This window comes from Actinomadura scrupuli (genome assembly GCF_050971785.1).
GTDB lineage: Bacteria > Actinomycetota > Actinomycetes > Streptosporangiales > Streptosporangiaceae > Actinomadura_E > Actinomadura_E scrupuli.
Map to the genome: position 1 here is coordinate 269,889 of NZ_JBPCCU010000001.1, position 24,845 is coordinate 294,733.

Here is a 24,845-nt window from a genome sequence, read left to right on the forward strand (position 1 = left end):
GTCGTTCAGGCGGCCGACGGGCCGGTGCCCAGCCGCCGTGCGAACGCCGGCGCCGGCGTGCCGATCGCCGCGATCCGCGGGACCTCCCGCGCGAGCTCGTACGGCGGCTGCCTCGGGAGCTCGTACGGGACCTCGGGGACGAGTTCGTACGGAGCCTCGTGGGGAGCCACGTGCGGGGTCTGCACGTAGCCGAGCCTGCGGCGCCCGGAGACCTGCAGGCGCACCAGCGGCAGGAAGGTCTCGCCCCGGATGCCGTCGTAGTCGTGCCGCACGATCGCCCAGTAGATGTCCTCCGAGACGACCAGCACCAGCGGTGCGGTGGTCTCCCGCAGGGACTTCTTCACCCGCGGCGCGTCCAGGAGCCGGCACGCCACGTCGAGCTCCTCACCGAAGTGGCCGCGCCCGTCGTAGTGGACCTCTCCCGCGTGGACGACGACGCGCAACCGCAGCCCCAGCCGGGCGGCCTCGCCCGGCGGCAGATCGGCGTTGTAGTCCAGCAGCAGCCGGGTGAGCTCGGGGACGAACGGATTGAGCAGCAGGGTCTTGGGGATCTCGTCGACCGGATGGATCAGTGCGAGCACGCCGTCGCCGCGGTCCTCGAAGGGATCCAGATGCCGGCGCTCGATGCCGGCGCTCGCCATGGCCGTCTCCAGCAGCCGGTAGACCTGGCGTCGTAGCTCTTCCTTGACGGGGTTGGTGCGCAGCGGGCCGGTCGACTTCTCGATGTCGACCGCGAGGATGCTCCGGTGGATGGGAAGGCTCTGCACGGTACCCTCCTGTTCTCCGGCCGGTGGGCCGGTGGTCCCTTGCCGTGAGGCGGCCCCGCCTGGTCGCGGGGAGGGGAGGTGGGGGTCACCGCGTCGTGACCGGTCGGCCCGCCGGCGTCCTTGCCGTCCGGGCACGTGCTGCCGCAGGTCCTGGTGAGGCTGAGCAGTCTCCCTGATTGTGAACTTTCGCGTCTTTCACTGCAAGTTGCACCGTTAGATGCCGTGGACATTTATCTACATCTTTCAATGCACATATCCGTACCGTCGTCGGCACGCGTGAGGCACACTGCTGAAGGGAATATCCACTCCTTGGGTCCGGAGGAGGGCAGCGGTGCCGCCACCTGTGAGTCCGACCGTTCGTCGCCGCCGTCTCGCCGCCGAGCTACGGCGGTTGCGGGAGCGGGCCGACTACACCGGCGACGAGGTCGCCCGGAGCCTGGGCTGGTCCGCCGCGAAGATAAGCCGGATCGAGACGGCGAAGACGGGCGTCAAGATCGTCGATGTCCGCCGGCTGCTCGAGCTGTACGAGGTGGACGGCACCTACGCGGGAGAGCTCCTGGCGCTCGCCCGGGAGGCGGAGCGGAAGGGCTGGTGGGAGGCCTACTCCGACGCCCTTCCGGAGAAGTTCGCGACGTTCGTCAGCATGGAGGCCGAGGCCGAGGCCGCCTGGCAGTGGGAGACGCTCGCCATCCCGGGGCTGTTCCAGACCGAGGAGTACGCCCGGCAGACCATGCTCGCGATGCAGTCACTGGACCGGATCCCGCCGGGCCAGCTCGCGACCCGGGTGGGGGCCCGGCTGCGCCGGCAGGAGGTCCTGACCCGGGAGAAGCCACTCCAGTTCACCGTGGTGCTCGACGAGTCCGTGCTCCGGCGGGAGCGCGGCGACCAGCGCACCATGCACGCTCAGCTGATGAAACTCGTGGAGCTGGCGGAGCTGCCCAACGTCGCGCTGCACATCCTGCCGCTGAAGGGACCCCATCCGGTCGACGCGGGGTCTTTCACCCTGCTGCGTTTCGAGCCCGTTTACGACATCACTTTTCACGATGTGATCTATGTAGAGCAACTATTCAGTAACTTTTACTTCGAAGAGGAGTCGGACACCTACCGCTATCGGCTCGCCTTCGACTGGCTGCACGAGGCGGCGCTCGACCGGGCCGGGTCGATAGAGTGCATCACCCGCATCGCCAAGAGCGTCTGGCGTTGACGATCCACTTAACAATGGATGACTGAGATCTCAGCTTCTTTTGTGGCACAACTGGAACTACCCGGCTCCGCCTCGGTTTAAGATGCCTTGATCGTCCGGGCCGGGATTGCGGCAGCGGGGGCGGTCGCCCATTGGATTCAGCGACCTCGCCCATGCCCTTTCTCGCATGGGCGAGCCCACAAGGAGATGAACCATGCCATCTAGTGACGCCAGCTCCGGTGCCCAGTGGAGGAAGAGCGTACGCTCCGGCGCCAACTACGGATGTGTCGAGACCGCTCGGCTGTCCGTCGAACGCATTGGCGTACGGGATAGCAAGGACGTGGTCGCGAGTCCGGTTCTTTCCTTTGGGCCAGGCGCATGGCGGGCCTTCGTCGGTGAGGTCAAGGCAGGACGGCTGGACTTGGCCTAGGCTCGGTTAACCTGGATGGTTTGCCTTCGAGCCATCTAGTCAACATATTCGGAATTCATCCGGTTCGCATAAAATGTTGCCTGCGGTGTTCGTGCCGCAGGCAACATTTTGTGTGTGCGGGCCGCTCACCGCTGTGCTCGCTCCGCTCCGGTGCCGGGAACTCGTACGATCGGGGTGTGATCGTGGGTGTGGGCATTGACGTGGTGGACATCGCCCGGTTCGCGCGGTCCATGCAACGGACTCCGGGGCTGCGGGCCCGGCTGTTCACCGAGACCGAGCGCGATCTCCCGCCGCGGTCGCTCGCGGCCAGGTTCGCCGCGAAGGAGGCGCTGGCCAAGGCGCTCGGCGCACCGCGCGGCCTGCTGTGGACCGACGCCGAGATCCGCCGGGCCGACGACGGCCGCCCCAGCCTGCACGTCTCCGGCACGATCGCCACGGCCGCCGAGGCGCGCGGCGTCAATCACTGGCACCTCTCGCTCAGCCACGATGGCGGAATCGCCACCGCCGTGGTCATCGCCGAGCAACGCTGAGGTGGCCGCGGCAGCCCGTGGCACCCTTGAACGAATCGATCACCGAATTGATCATCGGAGCGGGCCATGAGACACGCGCATGAGGTGGACAGGGTCAGGACCGCCGAACGGGCGCTGATGGCCCGGCTGCCCGAAGGCGCCCTGATGCGGCGGGCCGCCACGGGGCTGGCCTCCGTCTGCGCCGGCCTCCTGCCCGCCCTGTACGGGTCGGCCGTGGTGCTGCTGGTCGGCAGCGGCGACAACGGCGGCGACGCCCTCTACGCCGGAGCCGCGCTGGCCCGGCGGGGGGCCGGGGTCGAGGCGATCCTGGCGGGCTCCCGGGTGCACCAGGAGGGCCTGGCCGCCCTGCGGAAGGCCGGTGGCCGGGTCCTCGCGGAGGCCGCGGACGACGCGGCGAAGGACGCGGCGATCGAGACCGCGGACCTGGTGATCGACGGGCTGACCGGCATCGGCGGCCAGGGCGGGCTGCGCGAGCCCTACGCGCGGCTGGCGGCGCGCGCCGCCGGCTCCGGCGCCCTCGTGGTGGCGTGCGACGTGCCGAGCGGGGTCGACGCGAGCACCGGTGAGGTCGCGGGCGCGGCGGTCCGGGCGGACGTCACGGTCACGTTCGGTACCTACAAGCCCGGCCTGCTGATCGATCCCGGCGCCGCCTACAGCGGTGTCGTCGAGCTGGTCGACATCGGGCTCGGCCCGGAGCTGCCTGATCCGGACGTGGTCGCGTTCCAGTTCGAGGACGTCCGTCCTCCCGTGGCGACCGCGGAGTCCGACAAGTACCGCCGCGGGGTGGTGGGAGTCCTCGCCGGCAGCGAGCGCTATCCGGGCGCGGCGGTGCTGAGCACCGGCGGGGCCGTCCGCGCGGGCGCCGGCATGGTGCGCTTCGCCTCCGTGCAGAACGTCGTGGACCTGGTCCGGCAGTGGTGGCCGGAGGCCGTCACCACCGTGATCGAGCCCGGGGACGCGCGGTCGGCGATGGACATGGGCCGGGTCCAGGCGTGGATCGCGGGGCCCGGACTGGGCACCGACGAGCACGCCGAGGCGTTGGTCGCGGCCGTGCTGAACACCGATCTTCCGGTGCTGATCGACGCCGACGGGCTCACCGTGCTGGCGGAACGCGGGGCGCGCCGGCGCGAGCTCCAGCGGCGTGCCGCGCCGACCGTGCTCACCCCGCACGCCGGTGAGCTGGCCCGGCTGCTCGGCGCGCAGCGGGAGGACGTCGAGGCCCGGCGGCTGGAGCACGTACGCCGGGCGGCGGCCGAGCTGTCGGCCACCGTGCTGCTGAAGGGGTCGACCACGCTGATTGCCGAGCCGGACCGGCCGGTGCGGGCCAATCCGACCGGAACCCCGCGGCTGGCCACGGCGGGGACCGGTGACGTACTCTCCGGACTGATCGGCGCGCTGCTGGCAGGCGGTCTGCCGGCGCTCGACGCGGCCACCGCCGGGGCCTTCCTGCACGGCCTGGCGGCGCGGCTCGCCGCACCGGAGGGCGCACCGATCGGCGCCCACGACGTCGTCGCGGCGCTTCCGCAGGCGTTCGACGCGGTGAGATGACCCGGGCCGGTGACCCGGCCGTGACAGAGCGGTGTGGTGACTCGTGGTGAGGTCACCCACGGTGAGGCGGTATACACGGTAGGGCGGCGAACCGCCCACGGCCTGCGGCGATGCGGCGGGAGGTGATCCGCGGGGATCGCCGGGCAGACAGGTGGTCGGTGACGGGCCGAACCGGGACGGCCGCCGGATCGTCCTATGAGGACAGGAATTTCGGGGAAAGTGGTAATGCCGTGATGTGGGCAGAGGAGTCGGCGGACGTGGACGCCATGGCGCATCCGGTCGTGGCCCGGGTCGATCTTCAGGCGATCAGCGACAACGTCGCGCTGCTGAAGGAACGGGCCGGAGGCACCCCCGTCATGGCCATGGTCAAGGCGGAGGGTTACGGCCACGGCATGGTGCGGGCGGGACGGGCCGCACTGGCCGGGGGAGCCACCTCGCTGGGCGTGGCCAAGCTGTCCGAGGCGCTGCGGCTGCGCGCGGCGGGGATCGGCGCCGAGGTGCCGGTGCTCGTCGGGGTGACGGCTCCGGGGGAGCCGTACGACCGGGCGATCGCGGCGGACATCGACCTCACCGCGGGCTCCGTCCGGATGATCGCGGAGTTCGCGGCGGCGGCACTCACCGCCGGGCGTGCGGCCCGGGTGCACCTCAAGGCCGACACCGGAATGTCGCGCGGGGGCGCGGGCCCGGACGACTGGCCGGATCTCGTCGACGCGGCGCTGGCCGCGCAGTCCGAGGGACACCTGAAGATCGTCGGGCTGTCGTCGCACTTCGCCGTCGCCGATGAGCCCGGTCATCCCTCCATCCAGCGTCAGCTGTCGGTCTTCGCCGAGGCGGTGGAGCTCGCCGAGAAGGCAGGGGTGCGGCCCGAGGTGCGGCACCTGTCCAACTCGGCGGCGATCCTGACCCTGCCGGAGGCGCGCTACGACCTCGTCCGGCCGGGGATCGCGATCTACGGGCTCACGCCCGTGCCGGCGCTGGGCACGTACGGCCTGCGGCCCGCGATGACCCTGACCGCCCGGCTGGCGCTGGCCAAGCGGGTCCCCGAGGGCAGCGGGGTGTCCTACGGGCACGCCTACATCACCTCGGCGGAGACGACGCTCGCGCTGGTCCCGGCCGGTTACGGCGACGGAGTGCCCCGGCACGGCTCCAACCTGCTGGAGGTTCTCGTGGCCGGCCGCCGGCGGCGCATCGCCGGCCGGGTGTGCATGGACCAGTTCATGGTCGACGTCGGAGACGACCAGATCGAGGCCGGAGATGAAGTGATCTTGTTCGGTCCGGGCGATCATGGGGAGCCCACGGCGCAGGAGTGGGCGGAGGCCCTGGGCACGATCTCCTACGAGATCGTCACCCGGATCGGAGGCCGGGTTCCGCGGTCGTACGCCGGGCGCGAGGGGACTGGGCATGGACAGTAGGCGCAGGCGGCGGATCGGGATCGTCGGCGCCGCGGCCGGGCTCGGCGCGGCGGGGCTCGGCGCCGCGGTGGGCATCCGGAAGTTCGCGGTGGGCCGGGTCCGGCTCCGCCCGGACCCGGACGCCGCCGAGCCGTTCGGCTCGCTGCGCGGCCGGCCGCTGACCGTGCTCGCCGACGACGGGCTGCCGCTCCATGTGGAGATCGAAGGCGCCGACGACGCGCCGCTGACCGTGGTGTTCAGCCACGGCTACTGCCTCAACCAGGACTCCTGGCACTACCAGCGCCGCGATCTCGGCACGGACGCCACCGGGCTCCGGATGGTCTTCTGGGATCAGCGCAGCCATGGCCGGTCCGGGCACAGCAAGCCCACGCACGCCACCATCGACCAGACCGGCGCGGACCTGCACGCGGTGCTCAAGGCGACCGTGCGGCAGGGCGAACCCGTCGTGCTGGTCGGGCACTCCATGGGCGGAATGACGATCATGGCCCTGGCCGACCAGCATCCCGAGCTGTTCGGGGACCCGCAGGTGGTGCCGGGGAGCCGCGGGGAGGGGGTGCGGGTGACCGGGGTCGTCATGGCCAACACCTCGTCCGGCGAGCTGTCCGAGATGACGCTGGGGCTGCCGCTGATCCTGGCCAAGGTGGTGCTGCCGCTCGCGCCGGGTGTGATCCGGAGCCTCAGCCGCCGGGCGGAGTTCGTGGACCGGACCCGTCAGGCCGGCGCCGACCTGGCGTTCATCATGATCCGCCGGATGGGCTTCGCCGACAAGCACGTCAGCCCCACGATGGTCGACTTCGTGGAGCAGATGATCAGAGGGACCACGATCGACGTGATCGCCGAGTTCTATCCGACCCTCATGGGCCACGACAAGATCAAGGCCCTGGAGGTGCTCGGGCGGGTGCCCGCGGTGGTGCTGACCGGCGGCGCGGACCGGCTCACCCCGGCCGCGCACGGCCGGGCCATCGCCGAGGCCATCCGCGACACGGAGCTGGTGGAGGTCGCCGAGGCGGGGCACCTGCTGCCGCTGGAGTATCCCGGGATCGTGACGGCGGCGATCCGCCGGCTGATCGGGCGGGCCGGCTCGGCCGCCACGGAGCGTCCGGCGTGACGGAGGGCTCGGAACGGCCGGGAGCCCGGCCGGCGATCGCCTCCCGATCTGATCGCCCTGCGCAAACACGGATGTGGGGGCGGCGGTACGGTTGACACCTGCCGAGGCCCGATAGGCGGATAAGGGCCTGGCTCGATTGCCTTGACCGGATGGACCTGAAGCGGTCCACCTTCTGTTCGGCCTGTCAAGTTACGATCGCGTGTCGTACCCTTTCCGCAATGAACCTCACCTTCCTGGCATAACAGGACCTAGACCGACAAGGGGTGGCATCGGTGAGTGGTAATCACCGCACGCCCACCGGCGGTTATCGAACCCCCAGCGGTGAGTACCGCACCGCGAGTGGTGGTTATCGGACCCCGAGCGGTGAGTACCGCACTGCCAGCGGCGCCCACCGCTCAGCCAGTGGCAGCCACCGAGTGGATCAGGGGGCGCCGTCCAAGTGGCGGCTGTTTCTCGTTCTGGCGGGGGTGACGGCCGGCGTCGCCGTGTGCGCGGTCTCCGCGGTGGTCGTGCTGATGCTCGGCGACCGGTCCTCCACCGGAGCCTCGGGGCGGGTGTCCGCGCAGCAGCCCGGCGCCCAGCAGGGCTCCACCCGCGGAGAGCGCGCCGCCGTTCCCGACGCCTGCTCCCTCGTGACGGACCAGCAGGCGGAGAAGCTGGTGCCGCACTTCGACCGCAACCAGCTCAACTCGGCCTCCAACACCGACACCCACAGCCAGTGCGCGTGGACCCTGTTCTCCACCAACTCCGGACATCAGCTCACCGTCGAGCTCCGCGTCATCGCCGCGTCGGGTGGCCAATCCGCCACCGCGGTGGCCAAGCAGACCTTCGATGCGGAGGAGGCCAGCGACGACGCAGGCAAGGGCGGGCTGTCCACCACCCAGCGCATCACCGCGCACCAGGCGGTGAAGGGCGTGGGCGACGCCGCCTACGTCGCCTACAGCGTCGACGACTCCAAGGACCTGGGATCCCAGGGATTCGGTGACGCCGGGTTCAGCACCCGGGTCGCCAACGTGCTCATCACCGTGCACTACGGCGGCAGCGAGAAGGGCGGCCCGATGGGGGCCGACCAGGCGACGGCCGGAGCGACGGAGACCGCCAAGAACCTGATCCGCGCGCTCGCCGCGGCCCCCTGAGCGAGCCGGACCTCCCCGGGCGGTCCGCCGGGCGTCCGTCCACCGGACCGGGCGCACTGGACTACGCTTGACATCCGTGCTGGTCTTGGCTTTCGACACCGCCACCGCCGTGGTCACCGTCGCGCTCTACGAATGGGCTCCCGGCGAGGGGGCGCACATGCGCGCGATCATGGACAATCCCGACCGGTGCCGGCATGCCGAGCTGCTGGCCCCCTCGATCGCCACCGTGCTCGCCGAGGCGGGGGTGGCACAGCACGACCTCAGCGTGATCTCCGTGGGGGTGGGCCCCGGGCCCTGGACCGGGCTGCGGGTGGGGCTGGCCACGGCCGGCGCGCTCGGCAACGCACTGCGGGTGCCCGTGCACGGAGTGTGCACGCTCGACGCGATCGCCTGGGCCTCCGGCCGTACCAAGCCGTTCGTGGTGGCCACGGACGCCCGCGGCAAGCAGGTGTACTGGGCGCGTTACGACTCCGCGGACCGGCGCGCCTCCGGCGCCGAGGGGGCACCCCGGGTGGGTCCACCGGCCGATGCGGCGGCCGCCGGGCTCCCCGTGCTCGGCGAGGCCGCGACCCTGTACCCCGACGTGCTGGGCGAGCCGTCGCAGCCGGGCCATCCGTCCGCCGCCGCGATCGCCGACCTGACCGTGACCCGGTTGAACGGCGGGCCCGGGGGGCTGCCGCTGCTGTCACCCGAACCGCTGTACCTGGGCCGTCCGGACACCCGTGAGCCCGGCCCGGACCAGAAGGTGGCCCGGTGAGTCCCGACGGCGAGCGGCGCGAGTCCCGGCTGCGCGTCATGACCGAGCAGGACCTGCCCGCGGTCATGCGGATCGAGCGGGCGCTGTTCCCCGACGACGCCTGGAGCGAGAACATGCTCCGCGGCGAGCTGGCCGAGCAGCCCGCCACCCGCCACTACGTGGTCGCGTACGAGCTCGAACCGCACGAGGAGATCGTCGGTTACGCGGGGCTGTGCGCCGTGGGCGATGCCGGCGACGTGCAGACGATCGGCGTCCGCGCGGACCGCTGGGGGCACGGGGTGGGCGCGGCGCTGCTGACGGCGTTGATCACCGAGGCGGCCGCCCGCGGGTGCACCACCGTGTACCTCGAGGTGCGGGCGGACAACGAACGTGCCCAGAAGCTCTACGAGCGGTTCGGCTTCGAGCGGATCGGCGTCCGCAAGCGCTACTACCAGCCGTCCGGGGTGGACGCGATCGTCATGACCAAGGGCATCTGAGGGGGGCCGGTGACCGAGCGAGGGGCCGCGGAGGCGCGGCCGTGAGCGGGCCTGACGGGGCGCTGGTCCTCGGCATCGAGACCTCCTGTCACGAGACCGGGATCGGTGTCGTGCGCGGGCACACGCTGCTCGCCCACGCCGTCGCCCCGGGCGTGGCCGAGCGGGCCAGGTCGGGCGAGGCCGGGCCCGAGGACGTCGCACGGGCCCATCTGGAGGCCATGACGCCGACCGTGAACCGCGCGCTCTCGCGCGCCGGGGTGGGACTGCCCGACCTGGACGCCATCGCGGTGACCGCCGGTCCCGGGCTGGCCGGGTCGCTGATGGTCGGGGTGGCGGCCGCCAAGGCGTACGCGCTCGCGCTCGGCAGGCCGCTGTACGGCGTGAACCATCTCGCCGCGCACGTCGCCGCCGGCCGGCTCGAACACGGGGCGCTGCCCCAGCCGTGCGCCGCGCTGCTGATGTCGGACGAGCACTCGTCGCTCCTGTTGGTCCCGGACGTCGCCACGGAGGTACGGCCGCTCGACGCGGCCATGGACGAGGCGGTCGGCGAGGTGTTCGCCAAAGTGGCCGGGACACCCGGCCTGGGCTTCCCCGAGGGGGCGGGCATCGACCGGGTGGCGCGTGACGGTCTCCCGGACGCGATCGTGTTCCCCCCGGGCACGGGCGACGGCGAAGCCTACGACTTCTCCCTGGCCGGGCTGCGGACCGCCGTGGTGCGCCGGGCCGAGGCCCGGGAACGCGCGGGCGGCCCGGTCCCGGCCGCCGACGTGGCCGCGGCGTTCCAGGACGCGGTGGTCGACGTGCTCACCAGGAAGGCGATCGCCGTGTGCCGCGAGCACGGGGTCCGCGATCTGCTGATCGGCGGCGGCGCGGCGGCCGGCGCCCGGCTGCGCGAGCCGGCTCGGCAGCGGTGCGACGTCGCCGGGATCCGGCTGCGGCTGCCGGAGCCCGGCCTGTGCGATGACAACGGCGCGATGGTGGCCACGCTGGGCGCGGAGCTGATGATCGCCGGGCTGCAGCCCTCGGCGCTGGACCTGCCCGCGGACGCGTACCTGCCCGTCACCTCGATCACCGTCTGAGGCACGCCGGGCGGTGCTCAGCGCGCGTTGCTGCCCAGCCGGGCCAGCACACCGGCGAGGTAGTTCTCGAAGAGCGGCACCTGGGCCTCGCTGATGGTCCAGCCGGGCTCCTCGGGCAGCAGATCCAGCACGCACCGCAGATCCCAGTAGGGATGGTGGTCGTACCCGCCGTGCACCTGGTCGAAGGCGGTCAGGAACCGGTCCGCGGTCGCCGCTCCGTAGCGCAGCGCGAGGTTCCAGCGCATGTGCGCGATGTCGATCGCGATCGGGCCGTACGACGCGTTGGACCAGTCGACGATCCCGGTGAGCCGGCCGTAGGACCACAGCGTGTTGTCCGGGTGGTAGTCGCGGTGGATGAAGTGCAGCGTCGCCTCGGGAGACGGGCCGCTGACCACGTCGAACGCGCGCTCCCACAGCTCGGGGCGGAGCGCCAGCCGGGGCGGTTTGCGGGAGGTGAGCAGGTTGTACGGGCTGTACGGCGGCATCGTCGACGCACCGTGCAGCGAGTGCACCGACAGCAGCGCGGCGGCCAGCTGGATGAGGTACTCCGGCAGGTCGTCGGGGGCCGGGCGGGGCGGGTGCCCGACCAGCCTGGTGATCAGCAGGGTGGGGACGTCGCAGTAGGCGCCGGCCGGGTCGGCGGCGACGAGGGAGGGGGTCGGGATCTCACAGCCGGCCAGCAGCGCCAGAGCGGCGATCTCACGCTCCGGGGAGAACTCCGGATCGGTCACCGACCAGTCCCGGCGGCACCAGCGGCGCAGCACCAGCCGGTGCACGGTGCCGGAGCGGCTCTCCACCAGCATCGCGTGGTTGGCGTGCGAGATGCCGCCGGCCAGCGGGCGCACCATCTTGACTTCACTGCCCGGCCCGAGGCAGCGCTCCACCCAGCGTAACGTCGCGACGGTGGGGGGATCACCGTGGGCAAGAGTGGGCACCTGGGTGTGGGTCACGCGATCCATGTAAACGGATTCCGAACGGTATGGGGAGTGATTTTGCGAAGACGGAACGTAACAGATTGCACGTCATTAGCGTGCCTGTACCGACCACCGGCAACTTTCCCGTACAAATCGGCACAGAGGTTGCAAGTCCTTTGGGCGTGCCGAACATGGTCATGTAGCTTCCCGGATCCGGGAAGCTACATGACCCATGCCTGAGCGGTCACCGGCGCCCGACGGCGCTACTTCTCGCCCTCACGGCGCGGACGCAGCAACGCCTCCGCGAGCGCGAGCATGGTCTCCTCCAGAGTACCGAGCCGTTTGAGGACGTCCTCGTGCACGCTGGCGACCTTCCTGGAGACGTCGTCGTGCACGCTGTCGACCTTCTTGCCGACCTCGTCCTGTACCGAGTCGACCCGCTTCAGCACGTCGTCATGGATGCCGTCGAATTTCCGCGCCACGTCGATCTGCACGGACTCGGTCCGTTTGGCGACCTCTTCGTTCACCCCGTCCACGCGCCTCAGGACGTCCCCGAGGATGCCGTCGACCCTCTTGCCGACGTCCTCGCGGAAGATGCCCATGCGCTGGACGACCTCCTCGTTGGCGACGCCGACCTGCTTGGTCACATCGGCGTTCATGGACTCCATGTGCCTGGTGACGGCGTCGACCTGTTTGGTGAAGCCGTGCATCGCGGAGTCGACCTTCCTGGCGACGTCCGCGTGGATGCCGTCGACCTGCCGGGTGACCTCCTCGACCCGCTTGATCACGTCATTGTGCGCCGATTCCACGATCTTCGACATGGTCTCCTCGACCTCGCCGCGATCGGGGCGGGTGCGCAGCTCCAGGATGAGCGGCTCCACGGCCTCGACGAGCCGCTTCTCCAGCGCGTCGAAGCGGTCGGTGTGATCGACGGACGGCCGCTGTGCGAGCTCGGTCAGCTTCCGGTGCAGCTCGCTGATCTCCGGCGCGGCGGGGAGCTGGGAGATGCGCTCGTTGGTGGTCTCGATCCGTTCGTCGACCCCTCCGAACCGGCGGTCGAGCCCGTCCAGCTTGCCCCCCAGCCCCTTGAGCCGGCCGTCCAGCCCTTCCAGGCGCCCGTCCAGCCCGTCGAGCCGGCCGCCCACGCCCTCGACCCGGCCGCTGACCGCCTCGAGTCCCTGGTCGACCCGGTCGCCCATCTCGGTGAGCGACTGATCCACCCGCGTCGTGACCCCGGTGATCGAGTGCTCGAGCTTCTCCGAGCGGTGGCCCAGCTCGGCCAGTGACTTGTCCAGCCGGTTGAACCGGACGGAGGCGGCCTCCATGCTGCCCTGGAGCTTGTCCAGGCGCTTGGTCATCTCCTCCAGCCGCTGCGATGTCAGCTGTGTGGCGTCCGCGATCTGCTGCGCCGAATCCAGGACGGACTGCAATCGGGTGAGGCCCTCGTCGACGTTCTCCGCGACGACCCCTACGTCCGCCCACAGCGCCGGGAGCTCGGCGACCGGCTTGACCCGCTCCCCGACCGCCTCGATGTGCTCGGCCAGCCCCTCGGCCCACTCGGGCGGTTTGCTGGAGAGTTCGTCTACCTGCCCCCGCACGGTGTTCAGGTCGCCGGTCAGCCCGCTGAGCTCACGCTCCCGGACCTCGCGTAGCAGCCACTCCATGCCTTCCAGCCGCTGGCGTATCTCGTCCAGGACCTGACCCTGAGAGCGCTGTTCGTAGACGTGGTCCTGCGCCGCCCGGGCGAGCAACTCCCGCATCCGGTCCGAGACCGGCTGACCCCCCGCCTGCAGGAAGTTGTGATTCGTTTCCACCCGATGCTCCTTCGTATGCCCGCCCGCAAATATCTGTCCCTCAGATATATGCGAGTGGCAGTGATGCTGAAGGGCCAACCTTAGTGGCTCTGGAAGGTGGGTAATACATGGAGCAGAAAACGTGCTCAGTTCTGTTGAATGCGATGGTTATCCGGGTCGTCTAGCTTGTCGCTTTCCTGGTGGTCGACCGCTCGGAGGCCGGTGTTCGCGGCCGTTTCCGCGCGGCGACCGGCACATTGCTCGATCATGAAACGCCATTCTGTGCGACGCCGTGAGCACACCCGCGCGGGCTTCGCGGGCATCATCACTCGCTCATCCCCTGCACCACGTCAATTCGTTACGGGAACGCCCGCCCCGCGCTCCGACGATCCACCAATGCCGGTGAATTGAATGCTGGAAAAGGCGCAGGATTTGCTAAGTCCTGGCGCGTCGCGTGTCAGCGGATGGCGTGCGCGGGCCGGCACAGGAGTGCGAAGGGCGCCGCGCCGATCCGGGTGAGGACCAGCGTCAGTTCGTGCGGGCCGCCGAGCCGCAGATCCCGGCGCAGCCGTTCGACGTCGACCGCCGAACCGCGTTTCTTGATCGTCAGGATGCCGACCTGCCTCCTGCGCAGCTCCGCCCGCAGCCTCTTCAGCGAGAAGGGCAGCACGTCGTCGATCTCGTACGCGCTCGCGAACGGGGTCGCCAGCAGGGTGTCGCTGGTCACGTAGGCGATGTTCGGGTCCGCCAGGACGCCGCCGGTCAGGGCCGCCACCTCGGCCACCAGGTGGGCCCGGATCACCGCGCCGTCGGGCTCGTACAGATAACGCCGCCACGGCCCCACCGGCGGCGTGCCCAGCCCGGGCTCGGGCACGAGCGTCGCGGGCCCGCCCGGGTCGCCGGAGCGGCCGGACCCCGGCGGGTTGAGCACCGTGGCACGCCGCAGGCCCGGCCCGCCTCCTCCGGCCGGCGCGTCCGAACCGCCCCGCCCGGCGGAGCCGTCGAGGCCGCTGAGCCCGCCCAGCCAGAGCGCGGCCTCCTTGACCTCGCCGCGGTCGGAGATCCATTCGGCCTCCGCGTCCGCCGGTATGGCCTCGTACGGGATCCCCGGGGCGACCTTCAGGCACGCGGCCGGGGCGCGCCGCGCCAGCGCGAGCAGTACGTCGAGCGGCGGTTCGTAGGCCCGGGGGTCGAAGACGCGGCCCCGGGCGTTCCGGCGGCCGGGATCGGCGAAGACCGCCGCGTATCCGGCGGGATCCTGACGGGCGGCGTCACCCTCCCGTACGGTCGCCGGCCCGGCCAGCCCCAGCGCGTCCAGGTTGGCGCGCGCCACGGCGGCGGTCAGCGGATCGAGCTCGACGCCGTCGCCGGGGCAGCCGGCCCGGGCCCGGGCGACCAGATCGGCCCCGATCCCGCAGCACAGCTCCAGGACCCGCGCCTCCGAGGCCGGTGCCCAGAGGGGTTCCGGGACGGATCCCAGGAGGGGCGCGGAGCCGGCGCGCGGTCCGGGCTGCGGGACGGGCTCCAGGCCGGGGCCCCAGGCGGGCTCCAGCTCCAGCTCCGGCTCGGGGCCGGTGAGCTCCAGGTCGGGTCTCCTCGGGTGCGGCAGCCGGGGCCGCCGGGCGGGCGGCGCACCGGCCGGCCCGTGCGCGGAGAGCGTGCCCAGGTGGGCGGCGAAGCGGCGGGCCCGGTGCGCCGCGACGCTCGACCGGGTGGACTGCTCCAGCCCCGCGGGCGTGAAGTACATCCGCGCGGCGTCGGGGCCGAACTTGTCGCGGGCCCGTGCCCGCAGCCGCAGCTGGGTCAGCGCGGCCGCCACGAGATCCGCGGGGTGCCGGGAGCGCAGCCGCGACGCCGTCGCCAGCAGCCCGGCCTCGCTCAGGTCCGCGTCGGCGGCCTCGGCCAGAATCGCCTGGCCGGTCCGGCCGAGCAGGGCCTGGAACCCCTCGATGTCCACGGCGGCCACGTTACCGACCACCGTCGACCACCCCGTCCCACCGTGAGCCCACCGCCGCACCCTCGAGGGACCACCTGGCCAGGCATGGACCAGCCGTCCGCCGCGGCCCCGGCCCCGTGTCCCCGGCCCGCCGCGGGCACCGGCTCGCCACCGTCCGGCCGCCGGTCCGCCATCCTCCTGTCATCGGTCCGTCATCGCCGCGCACACCCCGGTGGGCGTGTCCCGTACGGCCGAGTGGGAGGCTGCGACGTGCGAGAACACCGCCATGCCGGAGCCTTGTACCGGACCAGGTTGACGACGTTCCCGGCACGGCATAACCTCCGTAATTGGCACTCTCAATCGGAGAGTGCCAATCAGCGACACGGTCGGTCTGACACCCGCGACGGCAGGCCGCCAGGGTCGCCTCTCTCATGTGCGACCGGTCAATCTGGCCGGTCGAGGATCGCAATCGAAGGGGAGGTCAGATCGTGACGACCGCCACCAAGGTTGTTCTCAAGCCGCTCGAGGACCGCATCGTGGTCAAGCCGCTTGAGGCAGAGCAGACCACCGCGTCTGGCCTTGTCATTCCGGACACCGCCAAGGAGAAGCCCCAGGAGGGCACCGTCCTGGCGGTAGGCCCGGGCCGCGTCGACGACAAGGGTCAGCGCGTTGCGCTCGACGTCTCCGTCGGCGATGTCGTGCTGTACAGCAAGTACGGCGGCACCGAGGTGAGGTACAACAGCGAGGACTACCTCGTGCTCTCGGCCCGCGACGTGCTCGCGATCGTCGAGAAGTAATCACCCGAGACGTGATGCACCGCCCCGGTCCGGCCCCTGTGGCAACGGGCCGGGGCGGCTGCGTGAACGGGCGCGCGGCCACGCGGAGCGCGGACACGACCGGGGACCGGGCCGTGCCGGGCACCGCCGGACGGGGCCGCCTGCAAGCGTCCGTGAGCCGGCGCGCGCAGCGCGTCAATGAAGCTGAAAGGAGTTGAGCATGGCGAAGATCCTGGAGTTCGAAGAGGACGCTCGCCGGGCCCTCGAGCGCGGCGTCAACGCCCTCGCGGACGCCGTGAAGGTGACGATCGGCCCGCGCGGCCGCAACGTCGTCATCGACAAGAAGTTCGGCGCACCCACCATCACCAACGATGGCGTGACCATCGCGCGTGAGATCGAGCTGGAGAACCCCCGCGAGAACCTGGGCGCCCAGCTGGCCAAAGAGGTGGCGACCAAGACCAACGACGTCGCGGGTGACGGCACCACCACCGCCACCGTGCTCGCCCAGGCGATGGTGCGCGAAGGCCTGCGCAACGTGGCCGCCGGCGCCTCGCCGCTCTCGCTCAAGCGGGGGCTCGACGCCGCGGCGCAGTACGTCTCCGACCTGCTGCTGAAGTCGGCGCGTGAGGTCGAGGAGCGGGGTGAGATCGCGCACGTCGCGACGATCTCCGCTCAGGACGCGCAGATCGGCGAGCTGATCGCGGAGGCGTTCGAGAAGGTCGGCAAGGACGGTGTCATCACCGTCGAGGAGTCCCACACCATGGGGCTCGAGCTGGAGTTCACCGAGGGCCTGCAGTTCGACAAGGGCTACCTGTCGCCGCACATGGTGACCGACCCCGAGCGCATGGAGGCCGTCCTCGACGACGCCTACGTGCTCATCGTCGAAGGCAAGATCTCCAACGTGCAGGAGTTCCTGCCGCTGGCCGAGCAGGTGGCGCAGAGCAAGCGCCAGCTGCTGGTCATCGCCGAGGACGTCGAGGGTGAGGCCCTGGCGCTGCTGGTGGCCAACAAGATCCGCGGCACCTTCACCAGCGTCGCGGTCAAGGCCCCCGGCTTCGGCGACCGCCGCAAGGCGATGCTCGGCGACATCGCCGCCCTCACCGGCGGCCAGGTCGTCAGCGAGGCCATCGGCCTCAAGCTCGACAGCGTCGGCCTGGAGGTGCTCGGCAGCGCCCGCCGGATCACCGTCACCAAGGACACGACCACCGTCGTGGACGGTGCCGGCGACCAGCAGGAGATCAACGACCGCATCCGCCAGATCAGGGTCGAGCTGGAGAACAGCGACTCCGACTGGGACCGCGAGAAGCTGCAGGAGCGGCTGGCCAAGCTGTCCGGCGGCGTCAGCGTGCTGCGCGTCGGAGCGGCCACCGAGGTGGAGCTCAAGGAGAAGAAGCACCGCCTCGAGGACGCCATCTCCGCGACCCGCGCGGCCATCGAGGAGGGCATCGTCGCCGGCGGCGGCAGCGCCCTCGTGCACGTCGCCAAGGAGGGCTTCGACGCGCTCGGGCTCTCCGGCGACGAGGCCGTCGGAGCCCAGGCGCTGCGGCGCGCGCTCGTCGAGCCACTGCGGTGGATCGCCGAGAACGCGGGCGCCGAGGGCTACGTCGTGGTCTCCAAGGTGCAGGAGCTGCCGGTCGGTCACGGCTACAACGCCGCGACCGGCGAGTACGGCGACCTGGTCGGCCAGGGCGTCATCGACCCGGTGAAGGTCACCCGCTCGGCGGTCACCAATGCCGCCTCCATCGCGGGCATGCTGCTCACCACCGAGGTCCTCGTGGTCGAGAAGCCGGAGGAGCAGGAGGCCCCTGCCGCCGGTGGTCACGGCCACGGTCACGGTCACTGAGTGACGAGCCGCGTCCCGGACGCGGCACACCGAGCCCCCTGCCGATCACCGGCAGGGGGCTCGGTGTATTTTCAGACGATTAAGGGTTCTGTCGTTTTGCGGCCACCGTGTGCGGTTCGGCGCCCAATATGACACCGCTACGGAATTGGCTTCTACGTACAGTAGTTGCGCTATCGCACTCTGTGATTTCTGTTACCCGACTCCCGCACTGTGACCATTCCGTTGTCGTGGACAGTGGAGACAGGCCCGATCTCCCTGGGCATCATGCTCTACGTGACCGAGGGATGCTTCGCGGGGACCACGACTGCGCTTGCTACCAGTGATATGCGGGTGATGCGTACGGCGAAGGCCGATCAGGGCAGGCTGCGTGACGAGCTGAAAGACGTGACGAGCCTTGCCGTTCAGGGGGATCCGGCGGCCATCGAGGTGCTGATCGGGCAGGTGCGCCCGATGGTGGTCCGCTACTGCAGGGCACGTCTGGGGCGGGTGTCGGGCCAGTACCACATAGCGGACGACGTGGCCCAGGAGGTGTGCATCGCGGTGCTGTCCGCGCTGCCCCGCTACCGGGACATGGGGCGGCCGTTCGCGTCCTTCGTCTTCGGCATCGCCGCTCACAAGATCGCGGACGCGCTGCGCAGCGCCATCCGGGCGGCGGTGCCGACCGAGGACCTGCCGGACGGGCCCGATGACCGGCCCGGCCCGGAGGAGACGGTCGTCCGCTACATCGAGACCGAACGAGCCAAGAGCCTGCTGGACCGTTTGCCCGATCACCAGCGGGAGCTGGTGCTGCTCAGGGTGGTCGCGGGCCTGTCGGCGGAGGAGACCGGTAATGTACTCGGCATGTCCGCGGGTGCGGTACGGGTCGCCCAGCACCGGGCTCTCGCTCGGCTTCGGGCGATGGCGAGTGAGGAGTCGATCGTTTGACGGGAACGCACCCGGAGCCGATCGGCGATTCATCCCACGGAACCGACGATCGTCGACCGCCGGACCTCGGCGCGCTGCGGCGCAGCGACGAGCTCTTCGACGCGCTGTCGGAACGTCGCGATGTCTCCTCTGACGATGCGGACGATCCTGCGTTCGCGTTGCTGAAGGCGCTCGTCGACGACGTGGACGCCGGTGCGCCGCCGCTGTCCCGGCCGGCCAGGGAGGACCGCGGCAGGCGGGCGTCCCGCCGCCGGGTGCCGCGCACGCTGGTCTCCCTCTGCGTGGCGACCACCGTGCTGATGACCACCGGGGTGGCCGCGGCGGGGGGTGCGCTCAGCCCGTTCGCACCGACTCCGGGTGGTTCGGAGCCGCACATCCGGTCCCGGCCCGACCTGCCGGAGTCGCGGGGCGCCGCGACCGGTGGCGTGAGCGGCTCTCCCACGGCGGTGCCGACGGAGCTGAAGCGCCGTCAGGTGGTGTTCCCGCGCGGCGGTGAAGCGGCCGGGACCTACGGCGACCAGCAGCCGGATCCGCGGCCGACCAAGCCGGTCACGGTGAGCCCCAGCCCGGAGCCCACGCCGTACGACCTGTACGCGGGAACCCCGGACTCACCGGATCCGGCGCCGGGCACGAGCGGGTCCCCCGCGCCCCTCGTGGATCCGTCGGGGAGCCCCGAGCAGTCTCCGGGGCAGGGCCAGGGAGAGGACCGGCCGGGCCAGCCGGCGTCGGGTCAGGGCGCGGTGCCCTGAGGGCCGTGCGTCCTGCCGGTGCGGCCGCTCAGCTGCTGCGGCCCTCTTCGCTGTCGATCACGCCGTCGACGTAGCCGCGAGCGTATTCCCAGCTCACGTAGTCGATGGGATCGGGGGCCAGGGCGGGTTCGTGGACCCGCGGCAGCCCCTCGTCGAGCAGGTGGCGCAGATTTCCGTGCAGCAGATCCCAGTCGATGTAGTGGGTCTTGCCGCAGTCGCCGCACTCGACGGTCAGCCCCCGGACCCCCAGGGGCTCCAGCAGGGCCCTGAAGACCTCGAGGTCGGCGAGGTCGGCGAGCACGTCGTCCCGCTCCGCCGCGTTCAGCGGGGCGGTCTCCTCATCGGGGTCGCCGAGTGCCGCGGCCGGGTCGTCCGGGTCGCCGGCGAACGGGTCGAGCGGGGCTTCGTCGTGCACCCCCCCACGCTACTGCGCCGTACCAGGTGCAGGGCAACCACGCCCAGCGAAGTAGCGCCAAGTCGCGGAAAGATCCTTTGCCCGGAGCGATGCCCCCGGGCGGGACCGGGGGCCGGGACGTGCCACGATGCCGCCCGCTCCGGCCATCGGCGGGCCGGCGCGGTGGGGAAAAAGACTGCCCGTGAGGGAAGATATCGCCATAAAACCTCTGTCAGGCACGTCGGCCAGGGAGGCGCCATAAGATAGTGAGGGACGCCGTGACCTGCCCAGACGCCCTCGACCTCCGATGGAAGGTTGTTCATGAGCTCCGCCGCCGGGTTCTCCTCTCAGTCAGCCAAGTTCCTTCCGCCGGGCTTGACCTTCGACGATGTGCTGCTGCTGCCCGCCTACTCGGACCTGCAGCCGGGGGAGGCCGACACCAGGACCCGGCTCTCGCGCGGCATCACGCTGCGCATCCCGCTGGTGTCCTCGGCGATGGACACCGTCACCGAGGCGCGCATGGCGATCGCCATGGCCCGTCAGGGCGGGATCGGCATACTGCACCGCAACATGCCGATCGAGGAGCAGGCCCAGCAGGTCGACATGGTCAAGAGGTCCGAGGCGGGCATGATCACCAACCCGGTGACGTGCGGACCGGACGCGACCCTCGCCGACGTCGAGGAGCTGTGCGCCCGCTACCGCTTCTCCGGGGTCCCGGTCACCGACGAGCGCGGCGTGCTGCTGGGCATCGTGACCAACCGTGACACCCGGTTCGAGTCCGACCACTCCCGTCCGGTGCGGGAGGTGATGACCCCGATGCCGCTGATCACCGCGCCGGTGGACGTCTCCCGGGACGAGGCCTTCCGGCTGCTCGCCGACAACAAGATCGAGAAGCTGCCGTTGATCGACGCTCAGGGCAGGCTGCGCGGGCTGATCACCGTCAAGGACTTCACCAAGAGCGAGCGCTACCCCGACTCCACCAAGGACGGCGACGGGCGGCTCGTCGTCGGCGCCGCGGTCGGCGTGGGCGAGGACGGCTTCACCCGGGCGCAGGCCCTGATCGAGGCGGGCGTCGACGCCATCGTCGTGGACGTGGCACAGGGCCACTCCAAGGGCGTCGTCGACACCGTCGCCAAGATCAAGGCCAACTCCGGGGTCGACGTCATCGGCGGCAACATCGCGACGTACGCGGGTGCCAAGGCGCTGATCGACGCGGGCGTCGACGGCATCAAGGTCGGTGTCGGCCCGGGCTCGATCTGTACCACCCGGGTGGTCGCCGGAGTCGGGGTGCCCCAGGTGACCGCGATCTACGAGGCGGCCCGGGCGGCCGGCCCGGCCGGGATCCCCGTCATCGGCGACGGCGGCCTGCAGTACTCCGGCGACATCGCCAAGGCGATCGCGGCCGGTGCCAGCACGGTGATGCTGGGCAGCCTGCTCGCCGGGGTCGAGGAGAGCCCGGGAGAGCTGATCTTCGTCCATGGCAAGCAGTACAAGACCTACCGCGGCATGGGTTCGCTGGGCGCGATGCGCAACCGCGAGCGGGGCAGGTCGTACTCCAAGGACCGTTACTCGCAGGCCGACGTGAACAGCGAGGAGAAGCTGATCCCCGAGGGCGTCGAGGGCCAGGTGCCCTACCGCGGCCCCCTCTCCAACGTCGCGCACCAGCTGGTCGGCGGCCTGCACCAGGCGATGTGGTACGCGGGCACCCGGACGGTCGCCGAGCTGCAGGAGACCGGCACGCTCATGCAGATCACCGCGGCGGGGCTCAAGGAGAGCCATCCGCACGACATCCAGATGACCATCGAGGCCCCCAACTACCAGGGCCGCTGACCAGCGTGATCCAGTGGCCGGTGCACACCGGTCACAGCCGTGATCATGCAATCGTTCGTCGAACGATTGCATGATCACGGCTGAGTTTCGAGAGGAAAGTGACCAGTGGCTGCTGAGGTTGAGATAGGGCGGGGCAAGAGCGGCCGGCGGGCGTACGCGCTCGAGGAGATCGGCATCGTGCCCTCGCGCCGCACCCGCGACCCCGAGGAGGTCAGCGTCGCGTGGCAGATCGACGCCTACCGCTTCGAGATCCCGCTGGTCGTCGCGCCGATGGACAGTGTGGTGAGCCCGGCCACGGCGATCGCGATCGGCAGGCTGGGCGGGCTCGCGGTGCTCGACCTGGAGGGCCTGTGGACGCGCTATGAGAACCCCCAGTCGCTGCTGGCCGAGATCTCCTCGCTGGACGACGGCCGGTCGACCCGCCGGTTGCAGGAGCTCTACGCCGAGCCCATCAAGGAGGAGCTGATCGGCCGCCGCATCCAGGAGGTGCGGGAGGCCGGGGTCACCGTGGCGGCCAGCCTGTCACCGCAGCGCACCGCCAAGTACTACAAGGCGGTCGTCGACGCCGGGGTCGACCTGTTCGTGATCCGCGGTACGACGGTGTCGGCGGAGCACGTTTCTGGAAGGGCGGAGCCGCTCAACCTCAAGCAGTTCATCTACGAGCTGGACGTGCCGGTGATCGTCGGCGGCTGCACGACGTACACGGCCGCGTTGCACCTCATGCGGACCGGCGCCGCCGGCGTGCTCGTGGGCTTCGGCGGCGGTTCCGGGCACACCACCCGTACCGTGCTGGGGGTCGCGGTGCCGATGGCGACGGCGATCGCCGACGTCGCGGCGGCCCGTCGTGACTACATGGACGAGTCGGGCGGCCGCTACGTCCACGTCATCGCGGACGGCGGCATGACCAACAGCGGTGACATCGCCAAGGCCTTCGCCTGCGGCTCCGACGCCGTCATGGTCGGCTCGCCCTTCGCCCGTTCCCAGGAGGCGCCCGGCGGCGGCCATCACTGGGGGAGTGAGGCGCACCACAGTGAGGTGCCGCGCGGCACCCGGGTCAACCTGGGCACGATCGGCAGCCTGGAGCAGATCCTGTACGGCCCGGCCCACGTCTCCGACGGCTCCATGAACCTCATCGGCGCGCTCCGCCGGGCCATGGCGACCTCGGGTTACTCCGATCTCAAGGAGTTCCAGCGCGTGCAGGTGGTCGTCACCCCGCACTGATCGGGCGAGCTCCCGCGCGACCGTACCGGGCTTATAACGACATATCGCCGACCCGTCGTGATCAGGTGATGGAGGACACGTTCCTCGCCCGATCACGACGGGGGCAGGTTTGTGTGGCGGACACCGCACTGGAAACGCCGTAGCGTGGGCATTACTGGAGAGTAGCCATCTGTCCTGCGGGGGAGAGCGCGATGTCAGTTCGAGGTTCGACCAACGGATCGGCGACCGGGTCCGGCACCGGCGAGGGAGCCATATTCGGAAGTCACGGGGCGGACTCGGCCGCCACGGCCCTGGGGACCTCCCAGCTGGGTCCGGCCGAACGCGAGCTCGCGCTGGCCCGGATGGCGACGGAGGAGTTCGACGTCGTCGTGGTGGGAGGCGGGATCGTAGGCGCCGGCGTGGCGCTCGACGCCGCCACCCGGGGCCTGTCGGTGGCCGTGGTGGAGGCCCGGGACATGGCCTCCGGGACCTCGTCGCGGTCGTCCAAGCTCATCCACGGCGGCCTGCGCTACCTGGAGCAGTTCAACTTCGATCTCGTACGCGAGGCGCTGACCGAGCGCGGCCTGCTGCTGCAGCGGATCGCGCCGCACCTGGTCCGTCCCGTCCCGTTCCTGTTCCCGCTGACCCGGCATGCCTGGGAGCGGGCGTACGTCGGAGCGGGGGTCGCCCTCTACGACGCGCTGTCCCTGCAGATGGGCAGTACCCGCGGGGTGCCGCACCACCGGCACCTGACCCGCCGCAAGTCGCTCCGGGTGGCGCCGGCGCTGCGCAAGGACTCCTTCGTGGGCGCGATCCAGTACTGGGACGCCCAGGTCGACGACGCCCGCTACGTGATGATGGCGCTGCGCACCGCCGCCGAGTACGGGGCCCAGGTCGCCACCCGGGCCCAGTGCACCGGGTTCCTGCGCGAGGGGGAGCGGGTCACCGGGGTACGGGTCCGCGACCTGGAGGCGGGCGACTCCATCGAGGTCCGCGCCAAGCAGGTGGTCAACGCCACCGGGGTGTGGACCGACGACATCCAGGAGCTCGTCGGCGGACGTGGGCAGATCCACGTGAAGGCGTCCAAGGGCGTGCACCTGGTGGTGCCGCGCGACCGCATCCACTCCTCCTCCGGGATCATCCTGCGGACCGAGAAGTCCGTGCTGTTCGTGATCCCCTGGGGGCGGCACTGGATCCTCGGCACCACCGACACCGAGTGGAGCCTGGACAAGGAGCACCCGTCCGCCTCGAAGGCCGACATCGACTACGTGCTCGAGCACATCAACGCCATGCTCAACGTGCCGCTGACCCCGGACGACGTGGAGGGCGTCTACGCGGGGCTGCGGCCGTTGCTGTCCGGTGAGTCCGAGGAGACCTCCAAGCTCTCCCGCGAGCATGTGGTGGCGCACCCCGTCCCCGGTCTGGTGCTGGTCGCCGGCGGCAAGTACACGACCTACCGCGTGATGGCCAAGGACGCCGTGGACGCGGTGGCGCACGGGCTGGACGGCAGGATCGCCGAGTCGTGCACCGACCGGATCGCCCTGGTCGGCGGCGAGGGCTTCCAGGCGCTGTGGAACGCCCGGCACCGGCTGGCGCGGTCCTCCAAGCTGCACGTCGCGCGGATCGAGCACCTGCTCCACCGGTACGGCACGCTCATCGACGAGCTGCTGGAGCTCATCGCCGAGCGGCCCGACCTGGCCAAACCGCTCACCGGTGCGGACGACTACCTGCGCGCGGAGGCGGTGTACGCGGCGAGCCATGAGGGCGCGCGGCACCTCAACGACGTCCTCACCCGGCGGACCCGCATCTCCATCGAGGTCTGGGACCGCGGCCTGGGGGCCGCGGAGGAGGTCGCCGAACTGATGGCCGGCGAACTCGGCTGGACCAAGGAGCAGCGGGACCAGGAGATCGAGTACTACCGCAGGCGGGTGGAGGCGGAGCGGGAGTCCCAGCGGCAGGAGGGCGACGAGGAGGCCGACGCCCGCCGCCGGGGCGTGCCCGAGATCGTCCCGACCGCCGCCCCGGTGCGCTCTCCCTGAGACCCGGGGCCACCGGGGAAA

General features: G+C 71.0%; 22 protein-coding genes. 17 read left to right on the forward strand and 5 right to left on the reverse strand.

Annotated elements, in window-relative coordinates; all coding sequences use genetic code 11:
* Positions 1 to 5 precede the first annotated feature (5 nt).
* Entirely contained in the window at positions 6 to 767 is a 762-nt protein-coding gene (locus ACRYCC_RS01365; RefSeq protein ID WP_433807791.1) for a hypothetical protein, read from the reverse strand.
* 331 nt (positions 768 to 1,098) lie between these two features.
* Here ACRYCC_RS01365 and ACRYCC_RS01370 point away from each other — a divergent pair, with 331 nt between their 5' ends.
* The 10 genes from ACRYCC_RS01370 (at position 1,099) to ACRYCC_RS01415 (ending at position 10,426) form a co-directional block, all read left to right on the forward strand.
* Positions 1,099 to 1,971 carry a helix-turn-helix domain-containing protein gene (locus ACRYCC_RS01370; RefSeq protein ID WP_433807793.1) on the forward strand — a complete coding sequence of 291 codons (873 nt, stop codon included), beginning with the start codon at positions 1,099 to 1,101 and terminating at the stop codon, positions 1,969 to 1,971.
* Positions 1,972 to 2,164: 193 nt separating this feature from the next.
* Positions 2,165 to 2,380, forward strand: a complete 216-nt coding sequence (locus ACRYCC_RS01375) for a DUF397 domain-containing protein (protein WP_433807795.1) — start codon at positions 2,165 to 2,167, stop codon at positions 2,378 to 2,380.
* Positions 2,381 to 2,556: 176 nt separating this feature from the next.
* Entirely contained in the window at positions 2,557 to 2,910 is a 354-nt protein-coding gene (locus tag ACRYCC_RS01380) for a holo-ACP synthase (protein ID WP_433807797.1), read from the forward strand.
* Positions 2,911 to 2,976: 66 nt separating this feature from the next.
* Entirely contained in the window at positions 2,977 to 4,458 is a 1,482-nt protein-coding gene (locus tag ACRYCC_RS01385; RefSeq protein WP_433807799.1) for an NAD(P)H-hydrate dehydratase, read from the forward strand.
* Positions 4,459 to 4,724: 266 nt separating this feature from the next.
* On the forward strand, positions 4,725 to 5,870 hold the full coding sequence (alr, locus tag ACRYCC_RS01390; protein ID WP_433809888.1) for an alanine racemase: 1,146 nt from the start codon (positions 4,725 to 4,727) through the stop codon (positions 5,868 to 5,870).
* Complete coding sequence (locus ACRYCC_RS01395) at positions 5,860 to 6,978, forward strand: alpha/beta fold hydrolase (protein WP_433807801.1); 1,119 nt, start codon at positions 5,860 to 5,862, stop codon at positions 6,976 to 6,978. The genes alr and ACRYCC_RS01395 overlap by 11 nt, the downstream gene beginning before the upstream one ends.
* A 416-nt stretch (positions 6,979 to 7,394) precedes the next feature.
* Positions 7,395 to 8,114: a hypothetical protein gene (locus tag ACRYCC_RS01400; RefSeq protein WP_433807803.1), complete on the forward strand. Its 720-nt coding sequence runs from the start codon at positions 7,395 to 7,397 to the stop codon at positions 8,112 to 8,114.
* Positions 8,115 to 8,190: 76 nt separating this feature from the next.
* Positions 8,191 to 8,871, forward strand: coding sequence for a tRNA (adenosine(37)-N6)-threonylcarbamoyltransferase complex dimerization subunit type 1 TsaB (gene tsaB / locus ACRYCC_RS01405; protein ID WP_433807805.1), 681 nt, complete (start codon positions 8,191 to 8,193; stop codon positions 8,869 to 8,871).
* Positions 8,872 to 8,909: 38 nt separating this feature from the next.
* Positions 8,910 to 9,347 carry a ribosomal protein S18-alanine N-acetyltransferase gene (gene rimI / locus ACRYCC_RS01410; RefSeq protein WP_433809889.1) on the forward strand — a complete coding sequence of 146 codons (438 nt, stop codon included), beginning with the start codon at positions 8,910 to 8,912 and terminating at the stop codon, positions 9,345 to 9,347.
* A gap of 41 nt (positions 9,348 to 9,388) precedes the next feature.
* Positions 9,389 to 10,426 (forward strand): tRNA (adenosine(37)-N6)-threonylcarbamoyltransferase complex transferase subunit TsaD, encoded by a 1,038-nt coding sequence (locus ACRYCC_RS01415; protein WP_433807807.1) that lies wholly within the window; start codon positions 9,389 to 9,391, stop codon positions 10,424 to 10,426.
* 17 nt (positions 10,427 to 10,443) lie between these two features.
* Here ACRYCC_RS01415 and ACRYCC_RS01420 read toward each other — a convergent pair whose 3' ends face one another.
* The 3 genes from ACRYCC_RS01420 to ACRYCC_RS01430 form a co-directional block, all read right to left on the reverse strand.
* Positions 10,444 to 11,385: a phosphotransferase family protein gene (locus tag ACRYCC_RS01420; RefSeq protein WP_433807809.1), complete on the reverse strand. Its 942-nt coding sequence runs from the start codon at positions 11,383 to 11,385 to the stop codon at positions 10,444 to 10,446.
* Between the two features lie 218 nt (positions 11,386 to 11,603).
* Positions 11,604 to 13,154 (reverse strand): apolipoprotein A1/A4/E domain-containing protein, encoded by a 1,551-nt coding sequence (locus tag ACRYCC_RS01425; RefSeq protein WP_433807811.1) that lies wholly within the window; start codon positions 13,152 to 13,154, stop codon positions 11,604 to 11,606.
* A 436-nt stretch (positions 13,155 to 13,590) separates the two neighbouring features.
* Positions 13,591 to 15,111, reverse strand: a complete 1,521-nt coding sequence (locus ACRYCC_RS01430; protein ID WP_433807813.1) for a THUMP-like domain-containing protein — start codon at positions 15,109 to 15,111, stop codon at positions 13,591 to 13,593.
* Positions 15,112 to 15,557: 446 nt separating this feature from the next.
* Here ACRYCC_RS01430 and groES point away from each other — a divergent pair, with 446 nt between their 5' ends.
* From groES to ACRYCC_RS01450, 4 genes are all read left to right on the forward strand, one after another.
* Positions 15,558 to 15,866: a co-chaperone GroES gene (groES, locus tag ACRYCC_RS01435; protein ID WP_433807815.1), complete on the forward strand. Its 309-nt coding sequence runs from the start codon at positions 15,558 to 15,560 to the stop codon at positions 15,864 to 15,866.
* A 199-nt stretch (positions 15,867 to 16,065) separates the two neighbouring features.
* Positions 16,066 to 17,688 carry a chaperonin GroEL gene (gene groL, locus ACRYCC_RS01440; RefSeq protein ID WP_433807817.1) on the forward strand — a complete coding sequence of 541 codons (1,623 nt, stop codon included), beginning with the start codon at positions 16,066 to 16,068 and terminating at the stop codon, positions 17,686 to 17,688.
* 324 nt (positions 17,689 to 18,012) lie between these two features.
* Positions 18,013 to 18,612, forward strand: a complete 600-nt coding sequence (locus tag ACRYCC_RS01445) for a sigma-70 family RNA polymerase sigma factor (protein WP_433809890.1) — start codon at positions 18,013 to 18,015, stop codon at positions 18,610 to 18,612.
* Positions 18,609 to 19,361 carry a hypothetical protein gene (locus ACRYCC_RS01450; RefSeq protein ID WP_433807819.1) on the forward strand — a complete coding sequence of 251 codons (753 nt, stop codon included), beginning with the start codon at positions 18,609 to 18,611 and terminating at the stop codon, positions 19,359 to 19,361. Before ACRYCC_RS01445 ends, ACRYCC_RS01450 begins: the two co-directional genes overlap by 4 nt.
* Before the next feature lie 28 nt (positions 19,362 to 19,389).
* Here ACRYCC_RS01450 and ACRYCC_RS01455 read toward each other — a convergent pair whose 3' ends face one another.
* Positions 19,390 to 19,776 (reverse strand): DUF5319 domain-containing protein, encoded by a 387-nt coding sequence (locus ACRYCC_RS01455; RefSeq protein WP_433807821.1) that lies wholly within the window; start codon positions 19,774 to 19,776, stop codon positions 19,390 to 19,392.
* A gap of 300 nt (positions 19,777 to 20,076) precedes the next feature.
* On the opposite strand from ACRYCC_RS01455, the gene guaB reads away from it, so the two are divergent.
* The 3 genes from guaB to glpD all read left to right on the forward strand — a co-directional run bounded on the left by guaB (position 20,077) and on the right by glpD (position 24,824).
* Positions 20,077 to 21,585 carry an IMP dehydrogenase gene (gene guaB / locus ACRYCC_RS01460; protein WP_433807823.1) on the forward strand — a complete coding sequence of 503 codons (1,509 nt, stop codon included), beginning with the start codon at positions 20,077 to 20,079 and terminating at the stop codon, positions 21,583 to 21,585.
* 105 nt (positions 21,586 to 21,690) lie between these two features.
* Positions 21,691 to 22,806, forward strand: coding sequence for a GuaB3 family IMP dehydrogenase-related protein (locus ACRYCC_RS01465; RefSeq protein ID WP_433807825.1), 1,116 nt, complete (start codon positions 21,691 to 21,693; stop codon positions 22,804 to 22,806).
* Between the two features lie 341 nt (positions 22,807 to 23,147).
* On the forward strand, positions 23,148 to 24,824 hold the full coding sequence (gene glpD, locus ACRYCC_RS01470; protein WP_433809891.1) for a glycerol-3-phosphate dehydrogenase: 1,677 nt from the start codon (positions 23,148 to 23,150) through the stop codon (positions 24,822 to 24,824).
* The last annotated feature ends 21 nt before the right edge of the window (positions 24,825 to 24,845 follow it).